This window comes from Alteromonas sp. RKMC-009, from assembly GCF_003584565.2.
Classification (GTDB): domain Bacteria; phylum Pseudomonadota; class Gammaproteobacteria; order Enterobacterales; family Alteromonadaceae; genus Alteromonas.
Genome location: NZ_CP031010.1, coordinates 457,838 through 479,797, shown reverse-complemented (window position 1 = coordinate 479,797; position 21,960 = coordinate 457,838). Strand labels below are relative to the sequence as shown.

At 50.8% G+C, this 21,960-nt stretch carries 22 protein-coding genes; 9 read left to right on the top strand and 13 right to left on the bottom strand.

Going from position 1 to position 21,960, the window contains the following annotated elements; genetic code table 11:
• Nucleotides 1–6: 6 nt before the first annotated feature.
• Complete coding sequence (locus tag DS731_RS02045; RefSeq protein WP_119499777.1) at nt 7–1,167, bottom strand: efflux RND transporter periplasmic adaptor subunit; 1,161 nt, start codon at nt 1,165–1,167, stop codon at nt 7–9.
• A 110-nt stretch (nt 1,168–1,277) separates the two neighbouring features.
• On the opposite strand from DS731_RS02045, the gene DS731_RS02040 reads away from it, so the two are divergent.
• Nucleotides 1,278–1,898 (top strand): TetR family transcriptional regulator, encoded by a 621-nt coding sequence (locus DS731_RS02040; protein ID WP_119499776.1) that lies wholly within the window; start codon nt 1,278–1,280, stop codon nt 1,896–1,898.
• Here DS731_RS02040 and DS731_RS02035 read toward each other — a convergent pair.
• A complete protein-coding gene (locus DS731_RS02035; protein WP_161599075.1) occupies nt 1,895–2,533 on the bottom strand; it encodes a DNA-J related domain-containing protein in 639 nt (212 codons plus the stop codon). The two genes, DS731_RS02040 and DS731_RS02035, sit on opposite strands and share 4 nt — an antisense overlap.
• A gap of 1 nt (nt 2,534) precedes the next feature.
• On the bottom strand, nt 2,535–3,029 hold the full coding sequence (locus tag DS731_RS02030) for a YbaN family protein (RefSeq protein ID WP_202980699.1): 495 nt from the start codon (nt 3,027–3,029) through the stop codon (nt 2,535–2,537).
• A gap of 81 nt (nt 3,030–3,110) precedes the next feature.
• Between DS731_RS02030 and DS731_RS02025 the strand changes: the two genes are divergently transcribed.
• The 3 genes from DS731_RS02025 (at nt 3,111) to DS731_RS02015 (ending at nt 6,991) form a co-directional block, all read left to right on the top strand.
• Nucleotides 3,111–5,147 carry a marine proteobacterial sortase target protein gene (locus tag DS731_RS02025; protein ID WP_119499774.1) on the top strand — a complete coding sequence of 679 codons (2,037 nt, stop codon included), beginning with the start codon at nt 3,111–3,113 and terminating at the stop codon, nt 5,145–5,147.
• Between the two features lie 12 nt (nt 5,148–5,159).
• Nucleotides 5,160–5,738, top strand: a complete 579-nt coding sequence (locus DS731_RS02020) for a class GN sortase (RefSeq protein ID WP_119499773.1) — start codon at nt 5,160–5,162, stop codon at nt 5,736–5,738.
• A gap of 107 nt (nt 5,739–5,845) precedes the next feature.
• Nucleotides 5,846–6,991, top strand: coding sequence for a DUF21 domain-containing protein (locus tag DS731_RS02015; RefSeq protein WP_119499772.1), 1,146 nt, complete (start codon nt 5,846–5,848; stop codon nt 6,989–6,991).
• 42 nt (nt 6,992–7,033) lie between these two features.
• Here DS731_RS02015 and DS731_RS02010 read toward each other — a convergent pair whose 3' ends face one another.
• The 10 genes from DS731_RS02010 to gmk form a co-directional block, all read right to left on the bottom strand.
• Nucleotides 7,034–8,215 carry an NAD(P)/FAD-dependent oxidoreductase gene (locus tag DS731_RS02010; RefSeq protein WP_119499771.1) on the bottom strand — a complete coding sequence of 394 codons (1,182 nt, stop codon included), beginning with the start codon at nt 8,213–8,215 and terminating at the stop codon, nt 7,034–7,036.
• Between the two features lie 61 nt (nt 8,216–8,276).
• Nucleotides 8,277–8,966, bottom strand: a complete 690-nt coding sequence (locus tag DS731_RS02005; RefSeq protein WP_119499770.1) for a helix-turn-helix transcriptional regulator — start codon at nt 8,964–8,966, stop codon at nt 8,277–8,279.
• Nucleotides 8,967–9,282: 316 nt separating this feature from the next.
• Nucleotides 9,283–9,756: a peroxiredoxin gene (locus DS731_RS02000; RefSeq protein WP_119499769.1), complete on the bottom strand. Its 474-nt coding sequence runs from the start codon at nt 9,754–9,756 to the stop codon at nt 9,283–9,285.
• Between the two features lie 9 nt (nt 9,757–9,765).
• Nucleotides 9,766–10,524 carry a class I SAM-dependent methyltransferase gene (locus DS731_RS01995; RefSeq protein ID WP_119499768.1) on the bottom strand — a complete coding sequence of 253 codons (759 nt, stop codon included), beginning with the start codon at nt 10,522–10,524 and terminating at the stop codon, nt 9,766–9,768.
• Nucleotides 10,517–12,589, bottom strand: coding sequence for an ATP-dependent DNA helicase RecG (gene recG, locus DS731_RS01990; RefSeq protein ID WP_119499767.1), 2,073 nt, complete (start codon nt 12,587–12,589; stop codon nt 10,517–10,519). The genes DS731_RS01995 and recG overlap by 8 nt, the downstream gene beginning before the upstream one ends.
• A 109-nt stretch (nt 12,590–12,698) precedes the next feature.
• Complete coding sequence (locus DS731_RS01985) at nt 12,699–13,313, bottom strand: peroxiredoxin-like family protein (protein ID WP_119499766.1); 615 nt, start codon at nt 13,311–13,313, stop codon at nt 12,699–12,701.
• A 156-nt stretch (nt 13,314–13,469) separates the two neighbouring features.
• Complete coding sequence (locus tag DS731_RS01980) at nt 13,470–13,856, bottom strand: RidA family protein (RefSeq protein WP_119499765.1); 387 nt, start codon at nt 13,854–13,856, stop codon at nt 13,470–13,472.
• Between the two features lie 17 nt (nt 13,857–13,873).
• Nucleotides 13,874–15,982, bottom strand: coding sequence for a bifunctional GTP diphosphokinase/guanosine-3',5'-bis pyrophosphate 3'-pyrophosphohydrolase (gene spoT, locus DS731_RS01975; RefSeq protein WP_119499764.1), 2,109 nt, complete (start codon nt 15,980–15,982; stop codon nt 13,874–13,876).
• 143 nt (nt 15,983–16,125) lie between these two features.
• Nucleotides 16,126–16,398 carry a DNA-directed RNA polymerase subunit omega gene (gene rpoZ, locus DS731_RS01970; protein ID WP_119499763.1) on the bottom strand — a complete coding sequence of 91 codons (273 nt, stop codon included), beginning with the start codon at nt 16,396–16,398 and terminating at the stop codon, nt 16,126–16,128.
• A 108-nt stretch (nt 16,399–16,506) separates the two neighbouring features.
• Nucleotides 16,507–17,145, bottom strand: coding sequence for a guanylate kinase (gene gmk / locus DS731_RS01965; RefSeq protein WP_119499762.1), 639 nt, complete (start codon nt 17,143–17,145; stop codon nt 16,507–16,509).
• Between the two features lie 85 nt (nt 17,146–17,230).
• On the opposite strand from gmk, the gene DS731_RS01960 reads away from it, so the two are divergent.
• The 5 genes from DS731_RS01960 to DS731_RS01940 are packed head-to-tail and all read left to right on the top strand — an operon-like array spanning nt 17,231 to nt 21,933.
• On the top strand, nt 17,231–17,902 hold the full coding sequence (locus DS731_RS01960; RefSeq protein ID WP_119499761.1) for an alpha/beta hydrolase: 672 nt from the start codon (nt 17,231–17,233) through the stop codon (nt 17,900–17,902).
• 18 nt (nt 17,903–17,920) lie between these two features.
• Nucleotides 17,921–18,862, top strand: coding sequence for a hydroxymethylbilane synthase (gene hemC, locus DS731_RS01955; protein WP_119499760.1), 942 nt, complete (start codon nt 17,921–17,923; stop codon nt 18,860–18,862).
• A gap of 12 nt (nt 18,863–18,874) precedes the next feature.
• A complete protein-coding gene (locus tag DS731_RS01950; protein WP_119499759.1) occupies nt 18,875–19,585 on the top strand; it encodes a uroporphyrinogen-III synthase in 711 nt (236 codons plus the stop codon).
• 3 nt (nt 19,586–19,588) lie between these two features.
• Nucleotides 19,589–20,752 carry a uroporphyrinogen-III C-methyltransferase gene (locus tag DS731_RS01945; RefSeq protein ID WP_119499758.1) on the top strand — a complete coding sequence of 388 codons (1,164 nt, stop codon included), beginning with the start codon at nt 19,589–19,591 and terminating at the stop codon, nt 20,750–20,752.
• The gene (locus DS731_RS01940) at nt 20,749–21,933 is read left to right on the top strand and encodes a heme biosynthesis HemY N-terminal domain-containing protein (RefSeq protein WP_119499757.1); all 1,185 of its coding nucleotides are present in this window, start codon (nt 20,749–20,751) and stop codon (nt 21,931–21,933) included. The genes DS731_RS01945 and DS731_RS01940 overlap by 4 nt, the downstream gene beginning before the upstream one ends.
• The last annotated feature ends 27 nt before the right edge of the window (nt 21,934–21,960 follow it).

Genomic DNA, 21,960 nt, shown 5'->3' with positions numbered 1-21,960 from the left:
TCGCGCTTACTGTCCGTTTTTCGCCTGAGCGTTACCGGCCTGCCAGGGTTTAGCATTCACCTGCATACCCGGCTGCACTTTCTGATAACCGGTCACAATGACTCTGTCACCAGCCTGCACGCCACCTTTCACCATGTACTGATCCTGCCATGCACCTGATACAGTGATCTGGCGGGGCTCAACTTTGTCCGACGCATTCACCGTCATGACCACAATCGAACCGTCTGGCTGACGGGTGGTAGCACGTTGCGGTACCAGTAACTCATCAGTGTTAGACAGCACTACTGTTGCTTTCACGAAAAGACCCGGCATCAACAGTGAATCAGGGTTAGGCAGTTCTGCACGCAGTGCAACCGCACCGGTTGTTTCATCTACTGTCACTTCAGAGAATTTCAGTTCACCCTGATGTTCATACGCTTCACCTGTGGTTTCATCCAGAATCAGTTTCACCGGCAGTGTGCCGCTTTGCTGCATCGCTTTACGCAGTGTCAGAACACCTTTTCCGCTTTGCTGCATATCAACATAAACCGGATTCAACTGGGTAATGGTAGCCAGCTGTTGTTCCTGATTGGCTGTTACCAGTGAACCAACGGTGACATAACTGCGGCTAATCTGACCGCTGATAGGGGCATACACTTTGGTGTAGTCTAAATCCACTTTGGCTAAATCTACCGCGGCCTGAGCGACACTGATTTGCGCTTCTGCCTGCTCGGCTTCAGCCAGTGCATCATCATACTCCTGACGGCTGACGGCGTTGCGGCTGAGCAAATCTTTATAACGGGCTGAACGTGCTTCCAGCGTTTTCAAACTCGCCTGCGCACTTTTCAGATCAGCTTTAGCACTGGCCAGTTGCGCAGCGAAACGGGCGTCATCGATTTGGTAAAGTTGCTGGCCTTTTTCCACCAACGCACCTTCTTCAAACAAACGTTCGGTCAGCACACCTTCTACCTGCGGACGCACCTGCGACTGGCGCATCGGGCTTACACGCCCGGGCAGTGTAACCGTGTGCTCTACCTGCTGACTGGCAATTGTCACTACAGACACAGAAGGTGCGGGTTGCTGACCACCCTGGCTTGCCTGAGCGGCTTGTTGCCCGTTTTGGTCAGAACAGCCACCGGCAACGGCCAGCGCTATCGCTGTGACGGCAGTTAAAAACAGTTTTTTCATAACAATAAGTCTTCCTGATACAGCCACGGGGGCTGGACAATTGCACATTAAAGGTTTACCTTCTAAAGATACGTTCTTGTATGTATGTTGTCAATCTCGCGGAGAATACGATGCGCAGAACAAAAGAAGATGCTGAGCTCACAAAACAGACCATATTAAAGGCCGCTGTCGATGTTTTTACAGAGCGCGGTGTTGCTAAAGCATCCCTTGAAGAAATCGCCCGCAAGGCAGATGTGACAAGGGGTGCCGTGTACTGGCACTTTAAAAACAAAATGGAGATCTTCGATGCGCTCCATGAGAACCTGCATACTCCTTTTATCGAACGGATCATGGAAGGACTGGAAGCTGAACACCCCAATCCTGTCGGTCAGTTACAGGAGTTATGTACGAACATATTCCTCGATCTCGATCAAGATGAGCAACTACGTAAAACACTTACACTTTTCATGTTAAAGTGTGATTACAGTGGTGACTTAAAGTGTAGTCAGGAAAAGCACACTACGGCAAAGTACGACAAGATTCAGGCGTTCTCTGCCTACTACAAACGGGCCATTAAATTAGGCCAGTTGTCTGCGGACATTACACCGGAAGATTACACCCTGGCGATGAACTGTTTTATGCGTGGTATTTTGTCGGAATATCTGGAAGCGCCGGAAGCTTTCGACATCACCACGAAAGCCCCCATCCTGATGAAAATCTATTTCGGCGGATTACGTACCGATAATGTTTAGGCCAGCGGTTCCTGCTTAACCGCACTCAGTAATACTTCACAGGCCCTCACCAGTTCAGCAGCAACCGGATTCTCCCCGCCTTTGTCAGGATGGTGCCTGTGCAGCAAATGACGATACTGTTTCTTTATCAGGCTGCGGGTCAGTCGTACATCCGGTGCGATCTCAAGCACATTGCGTGCTTCATTAATCGTGTTTTCGTCTGCGGACATGTGAATGCCGCTGCCCATTTTGACCCAGAAACTGTCTATCAGCGCATCCACATCTTCTTTGCCGGTGCTGTCAAAGTTGTTCCAATCCAGATAGTAATCCCGCAGCGGATCCGCCAGTACCGGGGTTTCTGTTGATACCGGCAAGGGTTCCAGCCGGATGAACGTCGTATGAATATTCAGTAAGCCCAGCTTTTCCGCCAGCCACTCATCCTGAAGACGGTAAAGACAATGGAACAGAATAAAGTGACAACGGAACAGCGCCAGGCTGTCGCGCAAAGCGGTTTCATCGAAAAGGGAATACGGTGGTTTTTGCAACAGGCTGATAAGCTCAAACTCGCTGATCCCCGCTTCGAACCGGCTTTGCATCGCATAGAGTGTCAGTTGTAAGTGTCGGAGTGTTGCTTCATGACCAGCAGACTTTGTCATGTCAGGCTTTACCATCCGGCAACTCAGGTTCCGGCAGACGCCACAACCAGATAAGCACACACAACATCATGATATCCGTACCGGCCATCACCCAAACCGGCGTGGCTGTTACTGCCATGATCACCGCTGACAATGACATACCTGCCGTAGCAGCATATTTTGCACTGCGCGGCATACAGCGCCCGTTTCGCCAGTGATGAATTATCGGTCCGGTGACTTTGTGATTATCCAGCCATAAAGCCAGCGACGGTGAACTGCGGGCCGCCAGCCAGGCAGCAATCAGCACGAAGACCGTGGTCGGCATACCCGGCACGACCACACCAATAAACCCAAGCGTCAGACTCACACAGGCACCCAGCATTAAACACCACCGGTAAGGTGCTGTTAACATGCTGTTTTTACGGCTAGTCCGGTGCGACATAGATAACTCAGAACCGTGTTGCTGTGTGTGTAGAGGAATATCTTTCACTTTACTCCATAATTCGCCTGAATTCATTGCTTCTTCGCCACATATCCTCCGCAAGCTTGCCAGATTACGGTGCTGAAATAACCCTACACACCGTAACGGAAGACACTCATGTTCACGAATCCCATCCGCCGCTGCCCTGCCCGCAGCCACTTTAATTTGTTGCTGCTAATACTTTTCATGTGGCCGGCTTTTGCTTCGTTTGCTGACACACTACCCCGCTACCAGTCCGGTAACATGACGTTACAAAGCAACGACGCAAACGGGCAGGCCGCTTTACATGTACTCACGGATGCAGATGTTCAGATCAACGGCGTACTGGTGAACGTGACGTACCGGCAGATTTTTAAAAACCAGAGCAACGGGCCGGTCAATGGTGTGTACACCTTTCCGCTACCGGACAAGGCGGCTGTTACTCATATGACTATCCGTACCGGCTCACGGGTGATTGAAGGCATTATCAAGCCACGGCAGGAAGCCCGCCGCCTATACCGCGACGCCGTGGTACAGGGAAAACGGGCTGCACTGACAGAACAGCAGCGCCCCAATTTATTTACGCAGCAAGTCAGCCATATCGCACCGGGAGAAAGCATCGAGGTTACACTGCAATTTCTTGATATCGCAGAGTTCCGCCGGGGCGAATTTTCATGGAGGCTGCCCACCACGCTTACCCCGAGGTACATGCCGGGCGTGGACATGAACAGCCGTGAATCGGAGGCCCCGGCAACCACCGGGTATGCAGACCCTGCAGCTCTGTTTCCGCCGTTTATTCTGCCCGGTAGTGGAAAAACGAATCCTCTGGCACTCACTATTTCTCTGAACGGTGGTATGCCACTTACCTCGGTGTATGCGCTGTATCATGACATCGATCTGACAAGGCAAAACGACAAGTTCACTATCACCCTTAAAGAGGGTCACAGTGAAATGGACCGTGATTTTGTGCTTCGCTGGCTCCCTGCCCCTTCTGCAGAACCGGTCGCAGCCCTTTTTACCGAGCAATCCGGTGATGATTACTTTTCCCTGCTAATGGTGATGCCCCCCGCCATCACACAGCCGCAAACGCTGCCCCGCGACATCACATTTGTCATCGACACATCAGGCTCGATGCAGGGGCAATCAATTATTCAGGCTAAATCGGGTTTGATTACTGCTATTGATAAGCTTAAGGATACCGACCTTTTTAACGTTATCGCGTTTAGTGACCGTTTTTCGCTGATGTTCGCAGAGGCAAATATTGCAACGCCTCCCGCCAGACAAGCGGCGCGGCAATGGGTAAATCAGTTGCAGGCCGATGGCGGTACACAAATGGTACCTGCGCTGACTGCAGCCTTTGCACAGAATCCGCGGAATGAACGCCTCCACCAGGTGGTATTCATCACTGACGGAGCTGTGGGTAACGAGGCAGAGCTGTTCAGCCTGATCAGCAACTTCGCAGGCACATCGCGGTTATTCACAGTGGGGATTGGCTCTGCTCCCAACAGTTACTTCATGCATAAGGCTGCGCAGGCTGGCCGTGGCACCTATGAATTTATTGCCAATCCGCAGGATATTGCCCCGCAGATGAACAGTCTGTTCGCAAAGCTTAACCACAGTGCAGCCAAAAACATCCAGCCGGGCTGGCCGGAAGATGCAGAGGTCTATCCTGCAAATACGCCGGATTTGTATCTTAACGAACCCCTGCTGTCTTTTGCCTCCACAAAAACGCCTGTCAGCAGTGTCACCGTAAGCGGTGAAACCGCCAGTCAGCTCTGGTCGCAAACGCTCACGTCATCGGATATGCCGGAAGGCAGCGGCGCCGGCGCACGCTGGGCCAGACAAAAAATTGCCCATATTGAAGATGAAGGGCGAATCGGCTCGCTTAGTGAAGAAAAGGTTAAAGACCAAGTGACAGCGGTGGCGTTGCAACATAGTCTGTTGTCCCGCTTTACCTCATTTGTTGCTATCGATCAGTCACCGGTGACTTATGAAAACAGCCCCCGTCCACCGCTCCGTCTGCGGGTAGCGAATCAACTGCCGCAGGGCATGTCACATCAGCAACTGCAATATCCGCAAACCGCCACCACAGCGGAACTGACACTCTGGCTGGGTATACTGTGTATTGTTGCAGGCCTCGCCTTACTGTTCTGGCAACGGATAAAAGTAAGATAAGGCGGCCGTGCAGTGAGGATAAAAGTAAAATACCTGAAGACAGCACTCCCCGCCCTGCTTCTGGCAACCGGCACCCTGTGTTTTGGCAATACATTATGGATTGCGGCAAAAGCAGTATTAGCGCAACGGCTTATTGCAGATGCCTGGGAGGAAACCCTGGAAACCGGTCACACCGTTAAACCATGGTCGTGGTCAGACAACTGGCCCGTAGCCGTACTGACCTTTCCCGGCCACAACCAGCGCCTGTATATGTTGTCGGGGAGCCATGGCAGCAGCCTGGCCTTTGGCCCCGGCCACATAGACGGCACGGCATTGCCCGGGGAGAGCGGCACACAGGTGTATTCCGGTCACCGTGACACCCATTTCAATTTTCTGCAGCATGTGCAGACAGGAGACACCTTTCAGATCCAGGACAGCCACGGACAATGGCGTACCTATCGGGTGAGTAAGACCAATATTGTCGATTCGCATACTCACCGCTGGTTCATCGAACGGAACAAAGACGAAATCCAACTTATCACCTGTTATCCGTTTAATGATATGACGCCCAATCCCCGTTTGCGCTTGATTGTACTGGCAGTTCCTGTTTAATACGCTACGATTCCCATATTCTTTCGTGTCGATAAAAATTCCGGTTAACACTATTTGCTTTACCGGTTTACACTCGCCACCCGTTTACTATCAGGCAGTATTTATTTATGGATTTTGCGTTAAGCAATCAGGAACTTTACGTATGGCTCGGGATCCTCTTTTGTATCTCACAGTCAGCCATGTTCTCCGGACTTAACCTGGCGTTCTTTTCAGTCAGCCGTTTGCAACTGGAAATGGAAGTCAGCCACGGAGATAAAACCGCGGCGAAAATTCTGAAGCTGAGACAGGACTCTAACTTCCTGCTCACCACTATTCTGTGGGGTAACGTAGGGATTAACGTGTTGCTGGCATTGCTGTCAGACTCTGTGCTGACGGGCGCAGCCTCGTTCCTGTTTTCTACCGGTTTTATTACCATTTTCGGTGAAATTATGCCGCAGGCTTATTTCTCCAGAAATGCCATGCGCATGGCGTCAGTGTTATCACCGGTAATGCGTTTCTATCAGATCATCCTGTATCCCGTTTCCAAGCCCTCCGCCTTATTGCTTGATGGCTGGCTGGGCCGCGAAGGCGTTGAATACATGCGGGATAACGATCTGCGTAAAGTGATTAAACAGCACGTGGACGCCGAAGAAGCAGAGGTTGACCATGTGGAAGGTACCGGAGCACTTAACTTCCTTGCTATCGATGAAGTATCGGTGATGCAGGAGGGTGAATTACTTGAGCCGGAGTCCATTATTCAGCTACCCGCCAAACTGGACTTTCCCATTGTGCCGGAATTCGTACGCAACAGCTCAGATGAACTTCTGAAGAAAATTAACCAGAGCGGGCATAAATGGGTAGTACTCGCCGATGAGAAAAATAACCCGTTGCTCATTCTTGATGCTGACGGTGCTTTGCGGGCAGCCCTTTTTGATACCGACAAACCGTTTGATATCTATGATTTCTGTCACCGCCCGTTAATCGTGCGGGATGAATCTCTTATGTTATCCGAAGTGCTGTGGCACCTGAAAGCGCAGGAAACGCTGGACGCCCATGATGATGGCACCATCGATGTTGACGTGGTGCTGGTTTGGGGCGCCAAGCCCCGCATCATCACCGGAGCGGACATTCTTGGCCGCCTGTTAAAAGGCATCAGCGCCGTAACCCCTGCCAGCGTTTCAAAGAATGCAGTTCAGGGCAGCACTGCCGTTGAAGTTGAGATAGAAACCAAAGCCGAACAGCTCACCACCACCATTAACGAGCATAGGGCCTGATAAGAGCGTCGCCATCCCGCTTACGGGATGGCGCATCTTCCATCAAACATACTGCCCGGCGGCCCAGGCGCTGCTCCAGGCCCACTGGAAGTTGTAGCCGCCGAGCCAACCGGTGACGTCTACCACTTCGCCAATGAAGAATAAGCCTTCGGCTTTCTTACTCATCATGGTTTTCGACGACAGTTCGTCAGTATCTACGCCGCCCAGTGTCACCTCTGCGGTGCGGTAGCCTTCTGTACCATTGGGCGTGACTTGCCAGTCAGACAGGGTGTTATCGATTTCTGCTATCTGGCTGTGGGTCAGGCGTTTTACCGGTTCGTTAGGCCACTGTAGGGTGTCGATAAAGGTTTGTGCCAGCCGTTTAGGATAGAACTTACTGAGTACCGTAGAGAGTTGCGCGTCGGGCGTATCCTGTTGAGCGGCTGTCAGATATTCAGCGGCGCTCATGGCAGGTTGTAAGTCGATATGCAGGGTGTCCCCCGGATGCCAGTAAGACGATATCTGTAGCATAGACGGGCCGCTTAACCCCCGGTGAGTAAACAGCATCGCTTCGCGGAAGGATGTGTCGTTACAACTTGCTGACGTATCGACAGCGATACCACTTAATGCTTCCAGCGCCTGCTTGTCTTTGTCGTGCAATGTAAAAGGCACCAGGCCGGCTCGTGTTGGCAAGACTTTCAGACCGAACTGTTCTGCAATTTTGTAGCCGAAAGGCGTAGCGCCAATTTTCGGCATACTCAGACCGCCGGTAGCGATAACCAGGGATTCGCAAACATAATCGCCCAGCGAAGTGCTAAGCGCATAGCCGGTTTCTGTTTTCTCCACACTCAGAATGTCACAGCGGGTAACGATTTCAGCACCGGCTTTATCACATTCTTTTACCAGCATATCTACGATGTCTGATGCGCTGTTATCACAGAACAACTGACCTAAAGTCTTCTCATGATAGGGAATGCCGTATTCGCTCACCAGTGAGATGAAGTCCCACTGGGTATAGCGGCTCAGAGCAGATTTGCAGAAATGAGGATTCGCAGACAGAAAATTGGCCGGTTCAGCGTACATGTTGGTGAAATTGCACCGTCCGCCGCCGGACATGAGTATTTTACGCCCGACTTTCTTGCCGTGATCCAGTACAGCGACAGCGCGGCCACGCTTACCCGCCTGCGCTGCGCAGAACAATCCGGCAGCGCCCGCACCGATTACAATGACATCTTTCTGGATCACAAACTGACTCCGGCAAATTCAAAAGCCGGATTATAGTGTGCCCGGTAAGATTCTTGAAGCGTCAGGAGTACTCACTGACGAATTGCTGTGACCACGACAGCAACTCAATCCGGTTTCTCGAATGGGTTTTACGGAAAATACTGTATATATGCGTTTTTACCGTATTCACACTGATATGCAGCTGATCAGCGATTTCCTGGTTCTGTGAACCCTGCGCCACCAGCTCAATAATGGTGACTTCCCGCTTGGTAAGCTTGGGATGCAGTGCCATTTTATTTAACTCTTTGGGACGGGAAATAGCCGTATTAGCTTTACGGGTTTGTTGCCGCAACCGGCGCAATGCCTCGTTAATGGAATTGCGTTTAAACCACACATCCATTTTGGCCAGCCGGCGCACACCTTTCAGTAATAATTCAGGTGAGTCAGAGGTATAGAAGGTTCCCTCCACACCCGCAATGATAGCCTCACATTCATCAATATCGCCGTGTTCCAGATTAAACAGAATCCAGCGGGCAAAGCCCTGATAACGGTAAAACGCTTCCATTTTTTCTTCAGCCTTAGCGGCATCGTAAAAAATAAGATCCTGATTGGAGGTGGTTTCTAACTGTTCTATAGACGTGAGTTCTGTGATTTCATAACCACAGGTTTGCAAAAGATGCTTGAAAAGGATGACCTGATCGTCGCTTGCTTCATCTGAAGATAAGGATTTGGATATCAGATAGACACCAAACTTCTGGTTTTTGCTCAACATACTTTCCCTCCATGGTTCCGTTTGAGCTGCTCAACTTACCCTGTGAGCATGAGCGCACGGATGATTAATGGTTTTCTTCGTGAAGTACCAAATAATCTCCACCTGCATAGGTATACCGCTCTATTCTTTAAGAATAGCAGAATGGCGCATACTGTACATTAAATGTTGTAAAAAACGCATAAATAGATAGCGCTTACTAAACATTTATAAAAATCAATGAATTTCTGGTAGTTACAGAACAATAAAGGGAGAGAGATAAGTCATGGAATCGACTAAAGTATTAGTCAATTCCATCATTTGAATGCATTAAGACTATTTACAGGCTGTTAAGCATTGTTTCTGCGTCAGACACCTCAAAACGTCCGGGGTCTTCAACATTCAGTTTTACTACTTCACCATCTTCAACCAGCATGGAATAACGCATACTGCGCACACCACCAAAGTCACTGGTATTCATATCAAGACCAATAGTGCGGGTGAAAAAAGCATTGCCGTCAGCCAGCATGGTGATTTCTTCCGCATTAGCTGATTTTCCCCACGCATCCATCACAAAAGCATCATTTACTGAGATGCAGACGATGTCATCGACCCCTTTAGCTTTGATCTTGTCAGCAAGGGCGACATAGCCGGGCAGGTGCGCCGCAGAACAGGTCGGGGTGAAAGCGCCGGGTACGGCGAATACTACAACGCGTTTGCCGCCAAATATATCATTGGTGTGCGGGTTGGTTGTCTTGCCATCCTTTAACAAACCAAAGGTTACTTCAGGCAATGTACTGCCAACGTTAATCATACTTCTCTCCTAATGAGTGGAAATGTACACGTCAAAACGGTGCTTTTTACTGGTGATGGCCATAGCAGGCGGCACATCAGCCAGCGGTTCTGCATACGCGGGACGTTTTACAACAACACGTTTTCCGGCGAGCTCCCTTGCCGGCGCCAACAAACTGTCAGCATCGTCGTCACTGCCCAGTAATTGTTGAAAGACCCGCATCTCTTTCTTTACTAAAGCAGATTTTTTGCGATGTGGAAACATTGGATCAAGATAAACTACATCTATTTGCTCATCCAATGTATTCATCCCTTCAATACTGTTAGCATGAATCAGCCTGAATTTTTCTTCTAATTCAGGTGCTTGCTCTGCAAGACGGTGTAAGCCGTCGGCCAGCAATGCCGCAACGACAGGAGAGCGTTCCATCATCACTACACGACAGCCCAGCGACGCCAGTACAAAGGCATCCCGCCCGAGCCCGGGCGTTGCATCCAGAACTACAGGCACTTCCTGACCTTTCACACCCACCGCTTTGGCAATGGGTTCTTTTTTACCGCCGCCATGTTGCTGGCGATACACGCTGCTGCCAGACAGGAAATCCACAAACACGCCCTGCTGTTTGGCTTCGGAAAAATCTTTCACTGCCAGCTTGCCGTCTTCGAGGGTGAGGGCCAGCCCGGCGGGCAGCGTATTCTGCACACTGAACTGCCAGTGCTCTGCAACCCTTTTTAACTGGTTCTGTTGTTCTTCGCTTTGCGTTTCGTCAATAAACACCGGAATGTTATGCATTACCGTACTGTTCCTTAAAGCCAATCCAGCGGTTAATTATCGCCTGAGCATGGCTTGGATAGTCCTGCCACAATTTTTCTGCGATAGATTGCACCTGAGGTACCAATTGCGCATCGCGGACAAGATCGGCAATACGCATCTCTGCGATACCGGTTTGCTTTGTCCCCATTAATTCTCCCGGACCACGGATTTCTAAATCTTTCTGGGCAATGTAAAAGCCGTCGTTTGATTCACGGAGCACGCCCAGACGCTGCGTCGCTGTTTTGGACAGCGGGGCTGAGTACATCAGCACACACTGACTCTCTACCGCACCTCGCCCCACCCTGCCGCGAAGCTGGTGCAATTGTGCCAGACCAAGGCGCTCAGGGTTTTCGATGATCATAATACTGGCATTGGGCACATCCACGCCCACTTCTATGACCGTGGTTGCCACCAGCAAATCCAGCTCACCGCGTTTGAATTCATCCATGACCGCCTGCTTTTCTGCCGGCTTGAGGCGGCCGTGTACCAGCCCGACCCGTAAATCCGGCAAAGCGGTTCTAAGAGTAATAGCAGCATCTTCAGCCGCCTGACACTGCAACACTTCAGACTCGTCAATCAACGTACACACCCAGTAAGCCTGACGCCCCTGGTTGTGACATGCTTCATAGACTCTGGCAATCACATCCCCTCTGCGGGTATCCGGAAGTACAACCGTGGTTACCGGTGAACGGCCGGGGGGCAGTTCATCAATCACGGAGGTATCAAGATCTGCATAGGCTGTCATCGCCAGCGTTCTGGGAATAGGCGTAGCCGTCATAATCAACTGATGGGGGAAGCGCCCCTGCTTTTCACCTTTTTCCCTTAACGCCAGACGCTGGTGTACACCAAAGCGGTGTTGTTCATCCACGATGACCAGTGCCAGTTGCTGATATTCCACCTGCTCCTGGAATATGGCATGAGTGCCCACCAGCATTTGTATTTCACCCGACGCCAGACGTGTCAGTACTTCCTGCCGGGCCTTACCTTTCAATTTACCGGCCAGCCAGCCCACTTCAATGCCTAGTGGTGAAAGCCAGTCACGGAAGTTGCTGGCATGCTGCTCAGCCAGCAGTTCTGTAGGTGCCATCAGGGCAACCTGATAACCGGCGCCGATAGCAGATAATGCAGCAAGCGCTGCCACCAGGGTTTTCCCTGAGCCCACATCTCCCTGCACCAGCCGCATCATCGGGCAATTCATGGCCATGTCTTTCTGAATGTCGTTGACGACCCGCTGCTGTGCGCCGGTGGGCGAAAAAGGCAGGTTACCCAATAACTGGTCAATCAAAGACTGATTAATCTGAATGGCAATACCCGGCTGGGCCTGGGCCTGCTGACGCACCTTCAGTACGCTCAGGTGATGTGCCAGTAATTCCTCGAGAATAAGACGCTTCTGTGCAGGGTGCCGGCCTTCTTCCATCATTTCCAGCGGAACATCCGGTGGCGGGCGGTGAACAAGCTTCAGAGCATCTGCCAGCAACACCTGTCCTTCATACATGCCTTGCGGGAGCAGATCGCTTAATGCGCCTTTCTCCAGCAGTTTAAGCGCCTGGTCGGTAAGACTGCGCAGCGTAAGCTGCTTAACACCTTCTGTGGTGGGATAAACCGGGGTCAGAGTATCTTCTGTTTCGCCGTCGTCTTCGCCGATGAGAGCAAATTCAGGGTGCATCATCTCCAGCCCCCATTTACCTGTACGGATTTCGCCAAAACAACGTACTTCGTTGCCAGGCGTCATCATGGTGCGCTGAACCGCGCCGAAATGGAAAAAACGAAGCGTGATGGTGCCGGTACCGTCAGACACCTTCACCACAAACATACGTTTTTTGCCGTACTGAATGTCGGCGGTTTTTACCTCACCCTGAATACTCACGTGAGTAAACGGCTTACAATCTTCAATCTCGTAAACCTGAGTGCGGTCTTCATAACGGGATGGCAGATGAAAAAGGACATCCTGTACGGTGTGCAGACCTATTTTTGTTAACTTCTCAGCCACCTTTGCGCCGACGCCTTTCAACGTGGTGATGGGTGTTTGAGCGAGTGACTGCATGATAATTAAGGCATATTTATTTGCGGATAGGCGCAGTGTAAGCCATTCATAGCAGGTTTGCGAGGGGCTGCCGGTTCAAGTCCGGCAGCCCTTGTCAGAAAAGACAGGTTTATCTGGCAATTGCCTCTGCTGCAGCGAGGATCAATGCCGGAGACGGCCGTACTTTATAATCAGGGTTAACGTAGCTGAACTGAATTTTACCTTCAGTATCGACAATGAACACAGCAGGTGCAGGCAGGACGGGCTTTCCTGTCTCATCGGTTGTCAGGGCGATGCCATGGCCTTTGTAACGCTTTGCTGTTTCATCATCCACATAATAGCTGATCCCGAACGCATTCAGGGCGTTCAGTTTTGCATCAGACAACAGCCTTGCTGCAAATTCACTCTCCAGCTTTTGTGACGTTAACTGCTCTAATGACTGGGGCGAAATTGCCAGGATCTGATAGCCAAGATCTGACAATGGCTTTTCGATATCCTTCAGACCCGCCAGTTGACGGTTACAATACGGGCACCAGCCCCCCCGATAAAACAACACCACTGACGGCTTTTGCATCAACAGCGCTTTTAAACTGAACGGCGCACCATCTGTATCAGATACCACTACATCGGGCACTGTCATGCCTTCCAGTAAAGGACGAACTTCATCTGCGGCCTTTGACGGCATTGCTGCCGCGAACACCTGCCCGCCGGCAACAATAAGTAACAACATAAAAATTAAGCGCATAACACTCTCCTCAGGTTTTGAATTTAAAGAGACCTGCGCCCGTAGCGTTATCTTTCAAACTATTTTCATTTCCGGAAATAAACGGTTAAGTATTCCGTCCTTCAGGCATAAAAAAAACCGCAACAATGTGCGGTTTTCATAACTATCCGGGTGAAATCACTCAGGCAATTCCATGATGCCGTCGATTTCAATTTGCGACGCTTTTGGCAGTTCTTTCACGCCAATGGCGGCACGGGCCGGATAAGGCTTAGTGAAATATTGCGCCATGATTTCGTTTACCGTGGCGAAATGAGACAGATCCGGCAGGAAGATATTTACCTTAACCAAATCGTTGATAGTACCGCCAGCAGCTTCACATACGGCTTTCACGTTTTCGAAAACCTGTTTAGCCTGTTCGGAAAAATCGTCAGATACGATTTCCATGGTTTCCGGGTTCAGCGGGATCTGGCCAGACAAATAAACGGTGGTGCCTGCTTTAACTGCCTGACTGTAAGTGCCGATCGCCTGTGGCGCTTTATCGGTCTGAATAATTGCTTTAGCCATGTTGAATCCTGTGTAAATTAGTGTCGGGATTGACTGTGACGCGAGACCTTCTGCACTTCTGACATGGTTCTGATCTTCTTCATAATCCGCGCCAGATGCACGCGGTTATGTGTCGTCAATTCAATATCGATGAAATAAATATTACTTTCTTTTTCTTCTGTCTGGAGCCCAATAATGTTGGAATCGCAGCTGGAAATCATATTGGTCAGATTCGCCAGTGTACCCTGGTGATTGTACAGTTCAATACGCAGCGAAGCCTTAAATTCGCCCTGCGGCGCATCGTCCCACTGCATGGGAAGCACACGCTGAGGCTCTTCTTTCGCCAGTTTACGGATATTTTTACAACCCGTCTGGTGAATCGTCATCCCACGGCCGGGGCTGAGTACCGCCACAATTTCATCATCAGGAATGGGATGGCAGCAGCGGGCGTAGTGCACCAGCAAGCCTTCTGTACCGCGGATAGCCACATTGCCTTTCTTATCCGGGATCTCTGCCGATTCACCCAGCAAACGGCGGGCAACAATGGCGCTCAGTTCATTACCCAGACCAATGTCTGTCAGCAAGTCTTCGAAAGTTTGATGTTTGGTTTCCGCAACCACGCGGTCGATATCTTCCTGACTGATATCATCCAGTTTCACTGTACCCAGCGCATGACGAAGCAGACGGTTACCCATATTCACCGCTTCCTGCGAATGCTGTCTGCGTAAATACTGGCGGATACGGGTACGGGCACGGGCACTGACCACAAAGTTCAGCCAGTTAGCATTCGGCTTAGCTTTCGGCGAGGTAATAATTTCCACCGTCTGGCCGTTTTCCAGCGGCTTACTCAGGCTGTAGTTACGACGTTCTACCCGTACACCTACACAGGTGTTACCAATGTCCGAGTGAACGGCATAGGCAAAATCTACGGCAGTGGCGCCCATGGGCAGCTCGATAATACGGCCGTCCGGCGTGAATACGTAAATCTCTTCCGGGAACAAGTCTGTTTTCACCGACTCGATAAATTCAAAACTGGAACTGGCGCTCTGCTGCAGTTCAAGTAATGACTGCATCCATTTACGGGCACGAAGCTGGGCAGTTGTGTCACTGTCGCCCGGTTCTTTATACAGCCAGTGGGCTGCGACCCCTTTATCTGCCATCTGATCCATGGCCAGTGTACGTATCTGTACTTCCACCGGAATACCGTGAGGACCAATTAACGACGTGTGCAGCGACTGATAACCGTTGGTGCGCGGAATCGCGATGTAATCTTTGAAGCGTGTTTCGATGGGCTTGTACAGGCTGTGCATGGCACCCAGCGAGCGATAACAGTTATCCACACTTTCAACCACAATACGGAAGGCATAAATGTCCATTACTTCGTTGAACATCAGCTCCTTGTTCTTCATTTTGCGGTAAATTGAATACAGGTGCTTCTCGCGGCCGATAACATCGCCTTCAATTTTGTGCTCGCCCAGACGGGTAGCCAGTTCCTGACGGATGTTGTCGATAATTTCTTTACGGTTCCCACGGGCTTGTTTCACCGCAGACTTCAGGGCGCGGTGACGCATGGGATACATGGCCTGAAAACCCAGATCTTCCAGCTCGTTCTTAATGTCGTGGATACCCAGACGATGGGCAATCGGCGCATAGATTTCCAGCGTCTCGCGGGCAATACGACGTCGCTTATCGGGACGCAGCGCCCCTAACGTACGCATATTGTGGGTGCGATCGGCCAGCTTGATGAGGATCACGCGGATGTCCTGCACCATCGCCATCATCATCTTACGGAAGTTCTCTGCCTGTGCTTCCTGCTTGCTGCTGAACGCAATTTTGTCCAGCTTACTTACCCCTTCCACCAGCTCGGCAACGGTATCGCCAAAGGCTTCAGCCAGATCTTCCTGGTTGTAGTGGGTGTCCTCAATCACGTCGTGCAGCAGCGCAGCCATCAGCGTTTCGTGATCAAGATGCATATCAGCCAGAATACCGGCTACAGCAACAGGGTGAGTAATGTAGGGATCGCCACTGGATCGCATCTGTCCGTCATGGGCTTCATGAGCTAAAACAAAGCTGTCCTGTACCAGCTGAACCCGTTCTGCTGACAGATACTCAGAGATTTTTTGTTTTAAACCCTCGAATAAATACACGTGTAGACAACTTTCCTGCGAATAAAGCCAATAGAAACAGAATAATGAAGTATTGTAGGGAATGCCAATAGCAAAACGCCAGTGAACCCGATTAAAAGCTCACTGGCGTTTGTATAGTCTGAATGACAGCAGCGATCCGCTGATTATTGCTCAGACAGGATGTTCGCTACAGAAGCGAAATCCGCGCTTTCTTGTCTTTCCTGATCACGCAGATCATCTTGATCCAGCGTATCGGCAGTAACCAGGCCTTCTTCGATTTCGCGTAAAGCGGTTACCGTCGGCTTATCGTTTTGCACATCAACCTGTGCTTCTTTACCTTCGGTTGCCAGCTGGCGAGCACGTCGTGCTGCAACCAGTACGAGGTCAAAGCGGTTACCAACTTTATCAACGGCGTCTTCTACGGTTACGCGTGCCATGTATCTCTCCGAAAATGAATAAAAGCGTAAAACTCAAAATGGCCGCGCAGTATACAACACATGCCTTTCAAGTCCTAGTATTTTGTAGGTTTAATCAGCAAGATCTTTTTACGATCCCACCAGATCAGCAATCAGTGCTTTGTGACGCAATTGCTGCTTAACAGTACGCTGGCGCTGGGCACACACAATGGCTTCTAATTCTGCCAGCGCGACGGAAAAATCATCATTCACCAGTACGTAGTCAAATTCAGCATAATGAGACATCTCAGATACTGCTTCCTGCATACGTCCTTCAATAACGCTGTCTGAGTCCTGACCGCGGCTTGTCAGCCGCTGGCGCAGCACTTCCGTAGAAGGCGGCAGGATGAAAATGCCACAGGTATCTGGCATAATTTTTTTCACCTGACGGGCACCCTGCCAGTCGATATCTAAGAACACATCAATACCGCGGTGCAAAGTTTGCTCAATGGTCACACGCGACGTGCCGTAGTAATTACCGAACACCTCAGCATATTCGAAGAACACGCCCTGCTCGATGAGCGCTTCAAACTGCTCATGACTGACAAAATGATAATGTACGCCGTCAACTTCTCCGGGCCGTGGCTTACGGGTGGTGTGAGAAACTGACACCTGCATGGGATATTGTTGATTTCCGTCATGCTTTTCCAGCAATGCTTTTATTAAACTGGACTTTCCCGCACCTGAAGGGGCTGCGAGAATAAACAAATTACCAAGTAGAGAAGCCATAATCTTGCTTTTTGTCATCATGTTGTGGTGATTTCAGACGGCAATGGTAGCATAGCGCTAAGAATTGAGTAACAGAAGCGACAATATGAAAGAAGCCTTATTACCCTACGTAGAAGCAAATACGGGTGACAACCCGCAGGCTTGTGTTATCTGGCTGCACGGTTTAGGTGACTCCGGACACGGCTTTGCCCCAATTGTCCCCGAACTGCAGATACCGGCTGCTTTACCAGTGCGTTTTCTGTTTCCTCATGCGCCGGAGCGTCCGGTAACCATCAACGGCGGTATGCGTATGCGTGCCTGGTACGACATTAAAACCATGGATCTCGATAACCGCGCTGATGAAGCCGGCGTCATCGAATCTGCAGAGATGGTAAATGCACTACTTGAAGCCCAGCATGAAGCCGGCTTCCCGTATGAAAAAATGGTACTGGCCGGCTTTTCTCAGGGCGGTGTGATTGCGCTGCACCTGGGCACCCGTCTGCGACATAAAATTGCAGGCATCATGGCGCTGTCTACCTACATGTGCAAACCGGGCAAGCTGGCAGAAGAAGCCAGTGACGTCAACAAGTCTACGCCGGTGATGATGGCCCATGGCATCCATGACGAAGTGGTGCCGGCAGCGCTGGGCAAAATGGCCCATACCGCACTTGAAGACAATGGTTTTTCAGCGACCTGGCAAACCTATCCTATGCAACATAATGTATGTGTACAGGAAATTCAGGATATCAGCCGCTGGCTGCAAACTGTGCTCGACTAAGCTTTTCAGGATTTACCCATGAGTGAACAACCCGTTTCCCGAACTACCGTCCGTATTGCCACCCGCAAAAGTGCACTGGCCCTGTGGCAGGCAGATTATGTCAAAGAACAACTGCTGATGGCCCACCCCGGCCTGCACGTAGAACTGGTGCCCATGAGCACCCAGGGCGATAAAATTCTCGATACGCCGCTGGCCAAAATTGGCGGTAAAGGCCTGTTTATCAAAGAGCTGGAAGTGGCCATGCTGGAAGGCCGTGCAGACATTGCGGTACACAGTATGAAAGATGTACCGGTGGAATTTCCCGAAGGCTTTGGTTTACACGCTATTTGTCCCAGGGAAAATCCCTTCGATGCATTTGTGTCGAATACCGCTGCCAGCATTGATGATTTGCCTCAGGGCGCAGTCGTGGGTACGTCCAGCCTGCGCCGTCAGTGCCAGTTACGTAAATATCGTCCTGACATCAAGATTAAAGACTTACGGGGCAACGTGAATACCCGCCTCGCGAAGCTGGATAACGGCGAATACGATGCCATCATTCTCGCTGCCGCCGGACTTATCCGCCTGGGGATGCAGGACCGCATAAACCATGAATTGTCTCCTGAGCTGTCTTTACCGGCGGTAGGCCAGGGCGCTGTCGGCATAGAATGCCGTAACGACGATATCGAACTGATTGCCCTGCTCGGTGCGCTCAACCACGCAGATACCGCAGACCGGGTTTACGCCGAGCGGGCCATGAATACCCGTCTGGAAGGCGGCTGTCAGGTACCCATCGGCAGTTTTGCCACACTGGCCAACGACACCATCACACTGACCGGTATGGTTGGCAGCGTCGACGGCGCAACCTTACTGTATGCATCTGCAACCGGTCACCGCGAACGGGCAGAAGCGCTTGGGGTGGAAGTGGCAGAATCGTTACTGTCACAGGGTGCCGGCGAGATTTTAAGCGCCCTGCACGATTAATCATTTAAACCTATGATATTGATTACCCGCCCTGAGCAGAAGCTGGCGAAAAGTGTCGCAGCCTTTCGCCTGGCGGGTATTTCATGTTCTGGTGTCGCCCCGCTGACCATCACTTCATGCGAAGAAGAACTTAGCCGTCTTGCACATCATCTTGCAACGCAGCCTGCAGATTACATCATCGTTACCAGTGCTTTTGCCGCGCAGTTGTTATCTGCGTTACCGCTGTCAGCACTGCCCTCCCGCTGGTTTGCGGTAGGCACATCAACCGCACAGGTGCTTGAGGAATGTGGCCTGTCTGTAGCAGTACCGGAGCAGCAAAATTCAGAAGGTTTATTGGCGTTATCACAACTCAATAGTGCAAACCGGCGACAAATCGTTATTATTAAAGGGCAAGGTGGTCGAACCACTTTGCGGGACACGCTCTTATTGCAGCAAAACCACGTAGAAGAATTTGCGGTCTACCAGCGTCTGTTGCTGGAAAAACCTATACAAACAGATAATTGGCAGTGGCCACAGATTACAGGCATAGTGGCAACCAGCGGCGAAATGGCAGAGCAGCTGTTTCGCGTTTATGATACTAACATGTTGCGAAAGCAACGCTGGCTGACCGTCAGCGACAGAGTAGCAGCACAAATCAGCGCCTCAGGTGCAACGCAGGTTGCCGTTTGCAGTGACGCCAGTGACAACACGCTATGTGCGTGGATAAAGGAAAATTGGGAGTAAACCATGGCTGACAACGATAAACACAATACGGATTCCACACTGGTGTTGCCTGAAGAAAAAGACATCACGCCGTCGTCAACGGCATCCGGCAAAGACAAGGCCGGTGCTGAACCTACTTCCAAACATCCGTCCCACGCCGGCTTATGGATTGTCATTATCCTCACCTTGTTGATTGCAGCCGGTACCGCAGCGGCGGGCTACTGGTTTCTGTGGCAAAAAGACAGTGGTCAGAGCGCACTGGCAGACGAGCAGTCGGCGCAAAAGGCAATTCTGGGCAACCTGAACGATGAAAATGCACAACTCCAGCGAAAGCTCATCGAACTGGAAAAAAGTAAGCAGGCACTTGCCGGCACGGTGAACAGCCTGACGGAAAAAACAGAGTCCCTGCAACTGCAAACCGAGCAACTACTATCACAATTAGGTGAAATGGAAGGCCGCCGCCCGTCAGACTGGTTGCTGGCAGAAGCGGATTATCTGGTGCGCATGGCCGGCCGTAAAGTGTGGCTTGAACAGGATACAGATACTGCAGTGCTGCTGCTTGAAAATGCCGATCAGCGTTTAAAAGAGCTTTCCGATCCGTCAGTGATCCCGGTGCGCGGGCTGATTGCACAGGATATTCAGACACTGCGTCAGGTTAACCGCACAGACACCGTTAAACTTGCATTAACCCTGTCAGGTTTCCTGTCTCAGGTAGACGCGTTGCCGTTAAAAACCTTCACCCGTCCGGATGAAAATACAGGCAAGGAAGCGCTGTCTGAATCGGTAGACGACTGGAAAAGTAATCTGGCGAAAGTCTGGCATTCTATTGTTGACGATTTTATTTCAGTACGACGCACTGATGCGCCTGTTGCACCTATGATGACTGCTGAAGAAATGTGGCTGTACAAAGAGCAGCTTAAACTGCAAATCATGCAGGCACAGTCTGCTGCTATGAGCGGTGAAGACAATCTGTATCAACAGTCGGTTGCAAACGCTAAAGCCCTGCTGAATGATAAATTTGATACTGATGCACCGGAAATTAACGGCGCACTGTCTACCCTGGATGCCCTTGGTGAAGCCAATGTGCAAGAAAACCTGCCGGAAGAACTCAGTGCTATGGCACCGCTTCAACGCTTGCTGGAATCCCGCGTTAAAGCCGCTTACGGCAAAGGAGAGGCAGCACAATGAAACGGTTAGTGTATGCAATTCTGCTGGTTATAGCGGTACTTGCCGCAATGTTAATTGCGCCGCAGGTTATTGGCGACAAAGGCTATGTGCTGATTTCCATGGGTCAGTTACACATTGAAATGTCAGTTGTCAGCCTGTGTATTACCGTATTTTTCAGTCTGCTGGCTTTGTGGATCATCTGGCGGTTACTTTCCCGCACGCTCGGGTTATTTAAAGACTCAAGACAATGGTTTGGCGGCCTTTCCCGCCGTAAGCGCCAGCGCCGTTTTTACAATGGTCTTCAGTTAATGGTTGAAGGCGATTTCATCGCGGCGAAAAAAGCACTGCAGGATACCACTGACGGCGATTTCGACGGCGTGAACTTTCTGGCCGCTGCACAGGTGGCCAAGGCGCTGAACGAACCGGAACGGGTACGATATTTACTGGACCGCGCTGCAGAGTTTAATAACGCTAAAGTAGCCGCCCATGTTGCGCTGGCAAGGCTCGATCTCGAACAGGGACACCAGCAGGAGGCACTGGACAAGCTGAACGAACTGGATGAAAAAGCGCAAAAGAACCCGCAGGTGATCCGTCTTAAGGCCCGTGCTATGGGCGAACTGGGTCAGTGGCAGTCACTGGAAGAAGTTTTGCCGCAATGGCGCAAACCATTAAAAGACGATTACGTACTGTGGGCGCAGAAAATAGCGAAAGGAAAGTTTGCTGAAATTGCCAGTAAGCAAGGTGCCAATGCACTGAAGCAACACTGGGAAAACATGCCCCGCAAAGCCCGTGCGGACAACGCGTACCGTGCAGCTTACGCACAGCAATTGCTGGAACAGGGCATGCACAAAGAAGCAGAAACCTGTCTGGTTGAGTGGCAGAAGAAAGGCCCTGATCCGATCTTGCTTCCCTACATGGCACAAATCAGTATTCCTAATCCGGCAAATGCTATCCGCGCACTGGAACAGTGGATAAAACAGGACGACACAAACCCTGTTCTGTTCTCCTGCCTGGGTCAGTTAGCGCTGAACGCCGGCGACGACATACTTGCCGAGAAAGTGTTGTTAAAAGCCATCAAACTGCATGAAAACCAGCAGGATCTTATCGCACTGGCAGAAATCCGCGAGCGCAAGCAGGATGCCACCGGCGCCCTTGCTATGTATAAACGTAGTATGGAAGTCAGTCAGAACGCGCTGGTATAAATAATTTGTACCGGAAAATAAAAGCCC